This window comes from Corynebacterium vitaeruminis DSM 20294, from assembly GCF_000550805.1.
In the GTDB taxonomy this organism is placed as follows: Bacteria; Actinomycetota; Actinomycetes; order Mycobacteriales; family Mycobacteriaceae; genus Corynebacterium; species Corynebacterium vitaeruminis.
Genome location: NZ_CP004353.1, coordinates 1680129 through 1692799, shown reverse-complemented (window position 1 = coordinate 1692799; position 12671 = coordinate 1680129). Strand labels below are relative to the sequence as shown.

Sequence of the window (12671 nt, the reverse complement as noted above, 5' to 3'; positions counted from 1 at the left end):
CGGGAGAGGAACTTAAGAACCCGGCGCAAACGGGGGAGTGGGCGCGCAGGATGCGCTTAGGTAAAACTTGCATTTTTCGCGGCCACTCTGCAAGTTTTCGGGCCGTACGTACGCGCTGTGACCTGCGTGTTTATGGTATTTGACTAATACGGGAAAGTGGTGTTTTCTGCCCTTTGTAGCTAGGTCGGCCGAGCCTGGCCTTCCTCCCGCTGCGTGCGTGGTTGTGAGAAGCCGCGCACGATTACTCTTAGTGGGAACGCGGGACGGCGGTTGCCGCGGCGCGGCCGAAATTTCGCACGAATACTCAAGGGAGCCAATGACGGTGGAAAACACTTCACGCGAGGGGTCGTCGGGAGAAGGCCCCGTTCTTCGCACCCACGACCTTGTGCTCAGCACCGGCTCGCGGAAGCCGGACCTCGACATCGGTGAGGGGCTCACCCTCATCCACGCCGAGCGCGAGTCGTCGGCGACGGTATTCGCCATGACGCTTGCCGGACGCATGAAGCCCAAGAACGGCGCCGTGGCGCTCGGCGGGGACGAGCAGACGAAGCCATCGCACCTGCACCGGGACGTGGCCCTGGCAGGGGTGTCGCAGCTCGACGAGCTCGAGCGCCTCGTGCCGCTGCGGGTGGTCATCCGCGAGCAGGCGGCCTGGGCGCAGCCGTGGTACAAGTTCGTGCCCTACGACGTGACCAAGATCGCGTCCTTCCGCTGGGCCTGCGACCTGCTAGGCCTCGAGGTGACCAAGGAGATGGCGAAGAAGCAGACCGTCGGCGGGATGAACCCGAAGAACCGCCTGCTGCTGCGCATCGCCCTGGCGCTCGTCGCCCGGCCGAACGCGAGCCTGCTCATCGTCGACGACATCGACCAGGTCCGCTCCATGGAGCTTCGCCACGAGGTCCTTGAGCGACTGGCCAGGGTGAGCCGGGAGATCCCCGTCATCGCCTTCTCGGCGAACCCGGACTCGATCCCCGAGTGCCGGGAGGTCATTCATCTCGCGGGTGCCTCGGAAGAAGCCCGCGAAGAATCCGGCGGACCCGAGCCCGCCCCGGCAGCGGCAGACACCACCACCTTTCCCGCCCGCGAAGAAACGGAGTAGCAGCAGATGAACCTCTTTCACATCGGTTCCGAGTTCCGTCGATTCGGGCACGGGAAGCTGCCGCCGCTGGCGCTGCTCGTCATCATCCTCTTGCCGCTGCTCTTCGGCGGGTTGTTCGTGTGGAGCTATTGGGACCCGGTAGGCAGGCTGGACAAGCTGCCCGTCGCGGTGGTCAACTCCGACGAGGGCGCCGAGTCCAACGGTCAGCAGGTCAACGCCGGCGATCAGGTCGTCGACGGCCTGTTGGAGAACAAGAACGTCAAGTTCGTCGCCGTCAGCGCCGACGAGGCTAGGACCGGCATCGAGAATGGTACCTACTACTTCGGCATCGAGCTGCCCACGGACTTCAGCCAGGCGGCCGTCAGCGCGAATTCCGACAACCCGCACCAGGCCACACTCAACGCGGTCTACAACAATAACAACGGCTTCTTGGCCACCATGCTAGGCAACCAGGTCGTCAGCAAGGTGCTGGCGACCGTGAACGAGAACGTCGGCTCCGAGGCGGCCAACAAGCTGCTCGTGGGATTCAACACGATCGGCTCTGGGCTGAAGACCGCGGGCGACGGCGCCAACCAGCTCGCCGACGGCGCGACCCAGGCCAAGGACGGCGGCGCCACCCTGGCCGACGGCGCGCAGACGCTCTCGGACAACATGAAGACCGCCGACGACGGCGCGCAGCAGCTGGCCACCGGCGCGGAGCAGCTCGACGCCGGAATCACCAGCGCCTCCCAGGGTGCGGACTCGCTGGCCAGCGGGCTGAGCCAGCTCGACGCCGCCACTGACACCCTCGGCAACGGCGCGGGCCAGGTCTCCCAGGGCGTCGACCAGGTCGTGGGCATGGCGGACCAGGCAAGCGCCGCCCAGTCCCAGCTCGTCGCCCCGCTGGTCAACCTCTCCGCGCAGCTGCGCTCGACCGGCCTGCCGCAGGCCAGCCAGATGGCCGACCAGGCCGACGCCATCATCACCCAGCTCAACAGCACGGGGATCGGCCAGGACTCGCAGATGATCACCCAGCTGCACTCCCTGCGCGACGGTGCCGCCGAGGTCCAGCGCCAGCTCGTCGACCCCACCGCCGAGTACCGCGCGGGCGTGGACAAGGCGGCCGCGGGCTCCCAGGAGCTCGCCACCGGCCTGCACACCCTGTCTGACGGCTCCCAGCAACTGGTCGTGGGTGCGAAGAAGCTCGCCGACGGCACGAGCAAGCTCGCGGCCGGATCCGAGCAGCTCACGGTGGGCGCGCAGCAGCTCAGCTCCGGACTGGTCACCCTCGACTCCGGCTCCGGCGAGCTGGCGCTCAAGCTTAACGACAGCGCGGGCAAGGTCCCGAGCTTCTCCAACGACACCATCGACGCGGCCTCCACCAACGTCTCCACCCCGGTGGCGCTCGGCGTGCCGAAGGACCAGATGAGCAAGTTCGGATTGGGTCTCTCGCCCATGTTCATCTCGCTGGGCCTGTTCATGGGCGGCACCGTCTGCTTCATGGTCATGCGCCCGCTGCAGCGCCGCGCCATCGAATCCCGCATGAACCCAGCCCGCGCGGTGCTGGCCACCTACACCCCGGCCGCCATCGTCGGCGTGTGCCAGGCGACGGTGATGTTCTTCGTGCAGAAGCTGTTCATCGGCCTGCACGCCTCCACGGAGCTCGGGCTGTGGGCGGCGATGGCCGCGACCTCCCTGCTGTTCATCTGCGTCACCCAGGGGCTCAACTCCGTCTTCGGCGCCACCGTCGGCCGCGTGCTGTGCATCGCGCTCATGAGCCTGCAGATCGTCTCCTCCGGTGGCCTGTATCCCCCGGAGACCCAGCCCGCGCCCCTGCGCTGGTTTAACACCTACGACCCCATGACCTACACGGTCAACCTCATCCGCCACATGATTTACGGCCCCTCCACCAGCGGCGATCCCCGCGTGTGGCAGGCGATGTGGGTGATGGCGCTCATCTTCGTCATCTTCTTCGTCGCCTCCTCGCTCTCGGCGCGCCGGGAGCGCCAGATGCAGATGAAGGACCTCCACCCGGAGGTGGCGGTCTAACCCAGGCTGAGAATCAAAGCAACGGGCCCGGAACCGTAGGCGTCGACAAGCACGCGCCGCGGAAGGGCCCATTTCTTGCTGCCTGGGACGTGTGGAGATAATGGAAGCCATGGACAAGATGACGCTTGGCGCGGTGCGCGACCACGCCGCACGCCTGGTCGACGCGAGGGCGAGGGCCGCGTCGCTCGCCGGAATCCTGCGCGAGGAGCCCGCGAGCGTGCGGGTGGGGCCCGCCGCGGAGCTGGGGGAGGCCGCCGACCGCTTCGTGCTCATGGACTCCGGCCTCATCTCCTGGCCGAGCGGGCTGTTCCTGCGCGCGGAGTTCTCCGGCGACACCGAGGGCACGCTCGCGGTGCTCGAGCAGTTTTCCCAGCTCACCAAGCCGATCCCCGGGCTGCTCGACCTCGCCAAGCGCGCCGACGCGGGCCTGTTCACGCGCATCGGCATGAGCTTCGGCTCGGGCCCGAGCATGCAGATGGCCACCCAGGCGGCCGAGGAGCTCCAAGGCATCCTCGAGGGGCCGCAGCTAAAGGAGCTCGAGGTGACCGTCGCCGACCTGCTCGCGCGCGCCGACCGCGCCGTGGCGATCCAGAGGCAGGGCGTGTACCTCAGCCCCGGCGCACACGGCTGCCCCGAGCCCTACATGGCGGCCGCGCGCGGGGAGCTGCTCGACGCCCTCCAGATGCCAGGCAGCGTCATCGACTCCCTCGACCGCAAGTACGTGGTGCCGACCCGGGAGGTCGTGGCCGGAATCGAGAACGACCCGCACTCGCCGGAGAACCTCGAGAAGGCCGCGCGCGCCCAGCTGGCGGCCCTGTCCGCCCTGCGCGCCAGGCGCATGCTCGAGGGGCTCGACGTGGAAGCGCTCAAGGAGGTCACCAACGAGCGGCTGCGCTTCAAGGGGCTTGCTGACCACGGCATCCGCACCGTCGCCGACGTCATCGACCGCCCCGAGGTGGTCCTCACCCAGGTGCCCGGCATCGGCGCGCAGACCGCCAAGCGCATGAAGGCCGCGGCCCAGACCCTGCTCACCGAGGCCAGCATCGCCAAGGACAAGAACATCGGCGACGAGAGGCTCGCTCCAGCTGTGGCGCTGGTCGAGGTGCTCAACGCCTTCGAGCAGTCGAACACCCTCAGCGAGGAGCAGGCCGCCCGCCGCGACCGGTTGGTCGGCTACTTCCGCAGCTTCCCCGAGACGCTCGCCGCCTACGGGCAGCCGTTCGTGCTGGCCAAGACGGGGGAGACCTTTTACGACCAGTTCATCGAGGACATCTCTTGGGCCAACGCCGCGCCGAGTTCCTTCCTGCCCGGGCCCGTCGTCCCGCCCGCAGTACCCGTATGGGAGGACTACCTTTCCCGGCCCGCGCACTACCAGTCGCTGCTCAACGCGCTGCTCGACTCCGACGTCGCCGTGGGAACCTCGCTCGACGGCCTGTCGGAGGAGACCATCGCCGCGATCCGCTCGCTCCACCTCAACCAGGAGCACCTGAAGGACCTCTACCTGCGCGGATACCAGTCCTTCGGCGCGAAGTTCTGCCTCGTGCAGAACAAGGTGATCCTCGGCGACGAGATGGGCCTGGGCAAGACGGTCCAGGCGATCGCCGCCGCCGCGCACCTGTCGAGCGAGTACACCGCGCGCGAGTTCGCCACGCACCTTTCCGCCCTTCGCAGCTCGCTTGCCGACGACCAGGGCGCCGAACCCCAGGGTGGCGCGGAGCCCGACTCGGATTCCGGGCGCCCTGGCTGGCAGGCCTCGCCGCCGGAGTTCTACACGGCGCTGCCGGAGACCGCCCGCGTGCTCGTCGTGGTTCCGGCCAGCCTCATCGTCAACTGGCGCCGCGAGCTGGCCAACTTCAGCGACCTCGAGGTGCTCATCGGCCACGGTGAGGCCAAGGAGGGCATCGCGGAGGTGTGGAACGCCCGCGGTGGGGTGCTCATCATGACCTATGAGGGCATTCGCTCTCAGCCGCTGCCGCCCGCCACGCTCGTGATCGTCGACGAGGCGCACATGATTAAAAACCCCGCGGCCCAGCGCTCGCAGGCCGCCGCCAAGCTGCTGCGGGAGGCACAGTTTGCCGTGCTCATGACCGGCACACCGATGGAGAACCGCGTGGCGGAGTTCGCCAACCTCGTCAACTACCTCCAGCCGAAGCTCGTCGACCCCGACAACGCCGGCACCCCGTCCGCGTTCCGAAAGAAGGTCGCCCCCTTCTACCTGCGGCGCAACCAGGTCGACGTCCTCGACGAACTGCCGGAGAAGGTCGAGACCATCGACTGGGTCGACCTCAGCGAGGCCGACCAGGCCGCCTACTCCCAGGCGATCGCCGAGGGCAATTGGATGAAGGCGCGCCAGGCGGCGATGCTCTCGCCGAGCCCCTCCTCGGCCAAGGTGGAGCGCATCAAGGAGCTGGTCGCCGAGGCCACCGCGGACAAGCGCAACGTGCTAGTGTTCAGCTACTTCCGCAAGGTGCTCTCGCGCCTGGAGGAGGAGTTCGGCGCGCGGTGCGTGGGCGTCATCAGCGGCGATGTGGCGCCGGTCAGGCGCCAGCAGCTCGTCGACGAGCTCGGCCGCAGCGGCAACATCCTCCTGGCGCAGATCGGCGCAGGTGGTGTGGGGCTCAACATCCAGAAGGCCTCCGTGGTCATCCTCGCCGAGGTGCAGGTCAAGCCCACCATCGAGGACCAGGCCATCGCCCGCGCGCACCGCATGGGGCAAACCCAGGTGGTGCAGGTCCACCGCATCGTCGGCGACGAGACCGTCGACGAGCGACTGCTCGAGGTGCTCGAGCACAAGCGCAAGGCCTTCGACTCCTTCGCCCGCGAGTCTGACACCGCCGCCATCCCGGACGCCATCGACGTCTCGGAGGCGAAGCTGGCGCAACAGATCATCGCGCAGGAGCGCGAGCGCCTAGGCCTAGACGCGGCGGCGCCGGTTTCCGTCGAGGAAACGCCGGGGGAGGCAGTTAGCACGTAGCCGCGCGTTTGCGGCGTAGCAGATCTAGCCACCTGGGGTTTGGGGCGCGGCCGGGGCGCAGATGCGCGGCCTGAGGGCAAAGAAACGAAAACCCCGGGCCGCGTGAGGGCGGCTCGGGGTGAGAGGGCGCGTGGTCCTAGCTGTTGTAGACCCCGCGACCCAGGGTGTCGCAGGCGCTCATCTGACCGGAGTTGTAGCCGGCGAGGAAGGCCTGCTGGCGCTGCTCGGAGGTGCCGTGCGTGAAGGTGTCCGGTCGGACCTGGCCGCTGGAACGCTTCTGGATGTTGTCGTCACCCACCGCGCGCGCCGCGGTGATGGCGTCGTTGACCTGCTGCTCGGTGATCGTCTCGAGGAAGGCGTCCGCGCCTTGGTCCGCGTAGTGGCCCCAGATGCCCGCGTAGCAGTCAGCCTGCAGCTCGATCTTCACGGCGTTCGAATCCGCGCCGGGGTCGTTGTAGTTGGACAGCCCAAGCGTGCCCTCCAGCTTCTGGATGTGGTGTCCGAACTCGTGGGCGACGATGTACTCCTCGGCGAAGGGGGTGTTGTCGCCGCCGTACTGCGGGAGCTGGTCAAAGAAGGAGACGTCGAAGTAGGCGGTCTCGTCGCCGGGGCAGTAGAAGGGGCCGGTGGCCGAGGACGCCTGTCCACAGCCGGAGGAGGCGGTGTCGGTGAAGACGACGAGGCCGGGCTCGGTGTACTCGATTCCCGCCTGCTTGGGCAGCTGTTCCTTCCACATCTGGTCGACGCTCATCGCGGTGAATTCGACGCGGCAGTCGGCGTACTTGTTGGCGTCCTCGCCGGTCTGGCAGTGGTCGAGCCCGCCGGAGGCGCTGGTCTCGTCGCCGGACTGAACCTGCTGGTTTTGGTCGAGAATCTGGCCGATCTCTGAGGGGTTGCCGCCCATGAGCAGGAAGAGACCCACGAGCAAGAGCGTGCCGATGCCGCCACCGGCCGCGATGCGTCCGCCGCCGCCACCGGTGCGGGCGCGGTTCTCGGACTTTTGGATATCACCACGAAACGTCATGAGCTGATTCTTTCATATGGATGTCCTTAAATCCACGAAAGTGACGCTCAGGGGTTAGCTCAGTTTTCCCGTCGGAAGATGAACTCGAAATCTCGGTGGTCGCCGACCTTGAAGTAATACTCGCCGGCCCGTGCGAAGCCGTAGCTAGTGTAGAGGCGCTGGGCGCCGAAGTTTTCGCTCCAGACGCCGAGCCATTGCGTGCCTGGATTGGCGGTGGGCAGCCACTCGAGGGCCGTCTCAAGGAGCATCCTGCCTCGTCCGCCGCCCTGGTGCGAGGCGAGGACGTAGAGCTTACGCAGCTCACCGTCGCCTTCGCGAACGTCAGGGTGAGGGAGATGGCACGGCCCGGCCTCTGCGAATCCTATGGGCTCCTGGTCGCGTTCGAGGAGCCAGAAGGCCGTCCGCTCATCGGCGAGGCGGGCACCGAATTTCTCCCTCGAGTAGGCGTCCTCCAGGAAGGCGGCGAGATCGGTGAGGGCGTAAAGGTGGCCGAAGGTTTGGGTGAACGTCCGCCGCCCCAGCTCCCTCAGCACGTCGAGGTCGTTTACGGAGGCGCGTCGAATCGCGTAAGTACTCACCTCGTCGAGGATGCCACCGCGCGCCCGACGGCGCCAACCACGGGGCACGTGCGAGCGCGCGAGCTATGGCGGGGTAGACTTGTTGACTTGAAATGCTCTGTAGGGTTGTGGCGACACCTCTCCTACACGCCTCCAAGTCGAAAGGAATTGGTGCACGTGCTGCGCACTCATCTCGCCGGTGACCTGCGAAAGGATCTCGCCGGCCAGACCGTTACCCTGACCGGTTGGGTATCGCGTCGTCGTGATCACGGCGGCGTGATCTTTATTGATCTTCGCGACTCCTCCGGTATGGCCCAGGTTGTCTTCCGCGAGAACGAGGTCGCGGAGAAGGCACACCACCTTCGCAGCGAGTTCTGCATCAAGGTCACCGGCGTGGTCGAGCCCCGCCCGGAGGGCTCCGAGAACCCGAACCTGGCTTCCGGCGAGATCGAGGTGAACGTCACCGACCTCGAGGTGCTCAACGAGGCCGCGCCGCTGCCGTTCCAGATCGACGACGCCGCTTCGTCCGGCGAGGTCGGCGAGGAGACCCGCCTCAAGTACCGCTACCTGGACCTGCGCCGCCCGACCCAGGGCAACGCCCTGCGCCTTCGCTCCAAGGCGAACCAGGCCGCCCGCCGCGTGCTCGACCGCCACGACTTCGTGGAGATCGAGACCCCGACGCTGACCCGCTCCACGCCTGAGGGCGCCCGCGACTTCCTCGTGCCGGCCCGCCTCAAGCCGGGCAGCTGGTACGCCCTGCCGCAGTCCCCACAGCTGTTCAAGCAGCTGCTCATGGTCGCTGGCATGGAGCGCTACTACCAGATCGCCCGCTGCTACCGCGACGAGGACTTCCGCGCTGACCGCCAGCCGGAGTTCACCCAGCTGGACGTCGAGATGAGCTTCATCGACCAGGACGACATCATCGCCCTTGCCGAGGAAATCCTCGTCGAGCTGTGGAAGCTCATCGGCTACGAGATCACCACCCCGATCCCGCGCATGACCTACGCGCATGCCATGAAGTACTACGGCTCCGACAAGCCCGACCTGCGCTTCGACATCAAGATCGTGGAGTGCACCGAGTTCTTCAAGGACACCACCTTCCGCGTGTTCCAGAACGAGTACGTTGGCGCGGTCGTCATGGACGGCGGAGCCTCCCAGCCGCGCCGCCAGCTGGACGCCTGGCAGGACTGGGCCAAGCAGCGCGGTGCGAAGGGCCTGGCCTACATCCTCGTCGGCGAGGACGGCGAGCTTTCCGGCCCCGTGGCCAAGAACATCACCGACGCCGAGCGCGCGGGTATTGCCGCCCACGTCGGCGCCAAGCCGGGCGACTGCATCTTCTTCGCCGCCGGTGACACCAAGAGCTCCCGCGCGCTTTTGGGTGCGGCACGCGGCGAGATCGCCAAGAAGCTCGGCCTCATCAAGGACGGCGACTGGGCGTTCACCTGGGTCGTCGACGCCCCGCTGTTCGAGCCAGCCGCCGACGCCACCGCCTCCGGCGACGTCGCGCTCGGTCACTCCAAGTGGACCGCGGTCCACCACGCGTTCACCTCCCCGAAGCCGGAGTGGATGGACAGCTTCGACCAGAACCCGGGCGAGGCCACCGCGTACGCCTACGACATCGTCTGCAACGGCAACGAGATCGGCGGCGGTTCCATTCGTATCCACCGCCGCGACGTCCAGGAGCGCGTGTTCCAGGTCATGGGCATCACCGAGGAGGAGGCCCGCGAGAAGTTCGGCTTCCTGCTCGACGCCTTTGCCTTCGGCGCCCCGCCGCACGGCGGCATCGCCTTCGGCTGGGACCGCATCGTCTCGCTGCTGGGTGGCTTCGAGTCCATCCGCGACGTGATCGCGTTCCCGAAGTCCGGCGGCGGAGTCGATCCTCTCACCGACGCCCCGGCACCGATCCCTGCGGAACAGCGCAAGGAGACCGGCGTCGACTTCAAGCCGAAGAAGGCAGCGGCCAAGGAGGCCTAAGGCCACGCTCGGGCCAGTGCCTCGCACGAGGACTATTCGGTGTGTGGTGTGCTTTGGATCTAAGCACACCACACAGCCGTGTCCGGGGTCGGTTCCCGACGTTGAGAATCGCCGAGGAAAGCCTGAAGAATTGACGAAGACTAAACAGCAAGTCGCGAGCACCACCTAGAATGAGTCTCGGGAATGCCAGATCGGCGAGCACGGCCTGCGCACCCGCCAAGTTCGCGTCCACAAGGAGTGAATCAGTGAGCCCCAACAAGTCCGCAAACGGTTCCGAACCGGCGCAGATCCCGCAGGCGGGAATGCCTTTCGACGACACCAAGCTGGCAGCCTCCTCCGACGAGGAGCTGGTGGCCATGGTCGTCGATACGGCTGAAAAGCTTCTCAGCCAGCGCTATGGCGGAAACCAAAAGCTCAGCGAGATCAAGGATCTCGGGGGCTCGGGCATCGCTGTTGTCCTGCGGGCGCGCGTGGCGCCGTCGCCGTTCCTGCAGCAGCGCTCCGTGGTGATCAAGTACATGCCGGTCACCGACCTGCTCTACGACAAGTCGACCTTGCTGCGCGAGATCGTCGCCTACCAGTTCACCACCTCGCTGAGCGAGGAGGTGCGCCCGGGCCCGGTGCTGCTCGCCTACGACGTCGATCAACGGCTCATCATCCTGAGCGACTCCGGCGACGGTGATACCTTCGCGGACCTGCTCGACACCCACGACGAGCAGCTGCGCGTGTCCATTCTGCGCAACCTCGGCGAAGCGATCGGCAAGATGCACGCCGACACGGCCAGCAAGGAGCAGGATTTCCAGATTCTGCTCAAGCGCATGTTCGCCAAGTACCCGGACGTCCAGGCGCTGTTCGGCTACCGCGAGCGCCTGCTCATGGCGTCGATGACCGTGGGGCTCGAGCTGCTCTCGCGCGCGGGCATCCAGATCAGCCAGACGGTGCGCGACTTCGCCGAGGACGCCGGGCGCCGCCTCATGAGCGGCCAGCACCGCGCGTTTACTCCCTTCGACCTGTCGCCGGACAACATCATCGTCTCCGATCGCACGCACTTCCTCGACTACGAGTGGGCGGGCTTCAGGGACGCCACCTTCGACGTCGCCTGCGTCATCGCCGGCTTCCCGCAGTTCCTGTTCAGCCAGCCGATCACCGACGACGAGGCTGACGTGTTCATCGAGTCGTGGGTGCACGAGGTGGGCAAGATCTGGCCGAACGTGAACAACTCCACCCGCCTGTCCGCGCGCATCGTCACCGCGATGGTCGGCTGGGCGCTGACCAGCCTGTCGATGATGCACCTGAGCGCCCAGGGCGAGCTGTCCGCGGAGCTGTTCCGCGGCAACGTGGTCATCGAGCACCTCGACCTCGCCACCATCGTGGACAAGCTGGCCCCGATCGCGGATCAGGTCCTGGTGAAGAACCCGGAGGAGATCTCGGAGGAGGCGGACATGATCCGCCAGGATCTGCGCGAGACCTTCGAGGCGATGCAACGCTTCGCCCAACGCGGCGCCGACCCGCGGTTCCCGGCCGTGGCCAGCTTCGCCGCCTCCGTCATGGATTTGCTTTCCGACGAGGCATAAAGCGCCGAAGGGATAGGACGCCGCCCGGCCTCCTATCCTTTCTAGTTAGTAAGGAAAGGGGGGTGGCTGCGATGGACGACGCCGGTGGGCTCTTTGAGGTTCCTGGGGCGCAGCCCGATTCCTCGCCGGTCTTCGAATCGGGCGCCCACTCGCCGCTGGCCGCCCGCATGCGCCCGCGCACCCTCGACGAGATCGTGGGCCAGGAGCACCTGCTCGGTCCGGGCAAGCCGCTGCGCCGGCTCATCGAGGGTTCCGGCGAGGCGAGCGTGATCCTCTACGGCCCGCCCGGCACGGGCAAGACCACCATCGCCTCGCTCATCAGCTCGGCGACCGGCCACCGCTTCGTGGGGCTGTCCGCGCTGAACTCCGGGGTCAAGGAGGTCCGCGCCGTCATCGACGCCGCCCGCAGGGACCTGATCCACGGTCGGCGCACCGTGTTGTTCATCGACGAGGTGCACCGCTTCAGCAAGACCCAGCAGGACGCGCTGCTCGCGGCGGTGGAAAACCGCACTGTGCTGCTGGTCGCGGCGACGACCGAGAACCCCTCCTTCTCCGTGGTGGCGCCGCTGCTGTCGCGCTCGCTCATCCTGCACCTGCAGGCCCTCGAGCCAGCCGACATCAAAAAGGTGCTCCTGCGCGCGATCGAGGACAACCGCGGCCTCGGCGGCCGGGTCACCATTGACGACGATGCGCTCGAGCAGCTCGTGCAGCTCGCAGGCGGTGACGCGCGCCGCTCTCTGACCTACCTCGAGGCGGTCGCCGAGGGGCTTCCCGACGGCGCGGCGATTACCACGGAGGTCATCACCTCCAACATCGACCGGGCCGTCGTGCGCTACGACCGCGACGGCGACCAGCACTACGACATCACCAGCGCGTTCATCAAGTCGATCCGCGGCTCGGATGTCGACGCCACCCTGCACTACCTCGCCCGGATGATCGACGCCGGCGAGGACCCGCGGTTCATCGCCCGCAGGCTCATCGTGCACGCCGCCGAGGACATCGGCATGGCCGACCCCCAGGCCCTGCAGGTGGCCACCGCCGCCGCACAGGCGGCGCAGCTCATCGGCATGCCCGAGGCACGCATCCCGCTGGCCGAAGCCGCCATCTATCTGGCCACGGCGCCCAAGTCGAACTCGGTCATCGCGGCCATCGACTCCGCGATCGCCGACGTGCGCCACGGCAAGACCCCGCCGGTCCCGCCGCACCTGCGCGACGGCCACTACGAGGGCGCGAAGAAGCTCGGCAACGCCGTGGGCTACGTGTACCCGCACGATGACCCGCGTGGCGTCGTCACGCAGCAATACATACCGGACGGCCTAGACGACGCCGTGTACTACCAACCAACCGACCACGGTGCGGAAAAACGCGTCGCCGACTACATCGGACGGCTGCGCAGAATCGTGCGCGGGAAGCGCTGATCGGCTTTCGCGCGGCTAGGAAG

At 67.2% G+C, this 12671-nt stretch carries 8 protein-coding genes; 6 read left to right on the top strand and 2 right to left on the bottom strand.

Going from position 1 to position 12671, the window contains the following annotated elements:
- Nucleotides 1–322 precede the first annotated feature (322 nt).
- The 3 genes from B843_RS07725 to B843_RS13260 all read left to right on the top strand — a co-directional run bounded on the left by B843_RS07725 (nt 323) and on the right by B843_RS13260 (nt 6101).
- Nucleotides 323–1099, top strand: a complete 777-nt coding sequence (locus B843_RS07725; RefSeq protein WP_155895124.1) for a hypothetical protein — start codon at nt 323–325, stop codon at nt 1097–1099.
- A gap of 6 nt (nt 1100–1105) precedes the next feature.
- Nucleotides 1106–3127, top strand: a complete 2022-nt coding sequence (locus B843_RS07720; RefSeq protein WP_025252937.1) for a YhgE/Pip domain-containing protein — start codon at nt 1106–1108, stop codon at nt 3125–3127.
- A 109-nt stretch (nt 3128–3236) separates the two neighbouring features.
- Nucleotides 3237–6101 (top strand): DEAD/DEAH box helicase, encoded by a 2865-nt coding sequence (locus B843_RS13260; protein WP_025252936.1) that lies wholly within the window; start codon nt 3237–3239, stop codon nt 6099–6101.
- A 136-nt stretch (nt 6102–6237) separates the two neighbouring features.
- On the opposite strand, the gene ypfJ is transcribed toward B843_RS13260, so the two are convergent.
- Both ypfJ and B843_RS07700 read right to left on the bottom strand, forming a co-directional pair.
- Nucleotides 6238–7125, bottom strand: a complete 888-nt coding sequence (gene ypfJ, locus B843_RS07705; protein WP_025252935.1) for a KPN_02809 family neutral zinc metallopeptidase — start codon at nt 7123–7125, stop codon at nt 6238–6240.
- Between the two features lie 59 nt (nt 7126–7184).
- Complete coding sequence (locus B843_RS07700; protein ID WP_169729842.1) at nt 7185–7703, bottom strand: GNAT family N-acetyltransferase; 519 nt, start codon at nt 7701–7703, stop codon at nt 7185–7187.
- Between the two features lie 156 nt (nt 7704–7859).
- Between B843_RS07700 and aspS the strand changes: the two genes are divergently transcribed.
- From aspS to B843_RS07685, 3 genes are all read left to right on the top strand, one after another.
- Nucleotides 7860–9656, top strand: coding sequence for an aspartate--tRNA ligase (aspS, locus tag B843_RS07695; protein ID WP_197020815.1), 1797 nt, complete (start codon nt 7860–7862; stop codon nt 9654–9656).
- 302 nt (nt 9657–9958) lie between these two features.
- Complete coding sequence (locus B843_RS07690) at nt 9959–11230, top strand: aminoglycoside phosphotransferase family protein (RefSeq protein WP_038596040.1); 1272 nt, start codon at nt 9959–9961, stop codon at nt 11228–11230.
- 71 nt (nt 11231–11301) lie between these two features.
- The gene (locus B843_RS07685) at nt 11302–12648 is read left to right on the top strand and encodes a replication-associated recombination protein A (RefSeq protein ID WP_038595389.1); all 1347 of its coding nucleotides are present in this window, start codon (nt 11302–11304) and stop codon (nt 12646–12648) included.
- The last annotated feature ends 23 nt before the right edge of the window (nt 12649–12671 follow it).

Bases quoted from the DNA above. Each gene is read 5' to 3' on its own strand.
- B843_RS07720 (WP_025252937.1), top strand. From the start codon at position 1,106: ATGAACCTCTTTCACATCGGTTCCGAGTTCCGTCGATTCGGGCACGGG.
- B843_RS13260 (WP_025252936.1), top strand. From the start codon at position 3,237: ATGGACAAGATGACGCTTGGCGCGGTGCGCGACCACGCCGCACGCCTG.
- ypfJ (WP_025252935.1), bottom strand. From the start codon at position 7,125: ATGACGTTTCGTGGTGATATCCAAAAGTCCGAGAACCGCGCCCGCACC.
- B843_RS07690 (WP_038596040.1), top strand. From the start codon at position 9,959: ATGCCTTTCGACGACACCAAGCTGGCAGCCTCCTCCGACGAGGAGCTG.
- B843_RS07685 (WP_038595389.1), top strand. From the start codon at position 11,302: ATGGACGACGCCGGTGGGCTCTTTGAGGTTCCTGGGGCGCAGCCCGAT.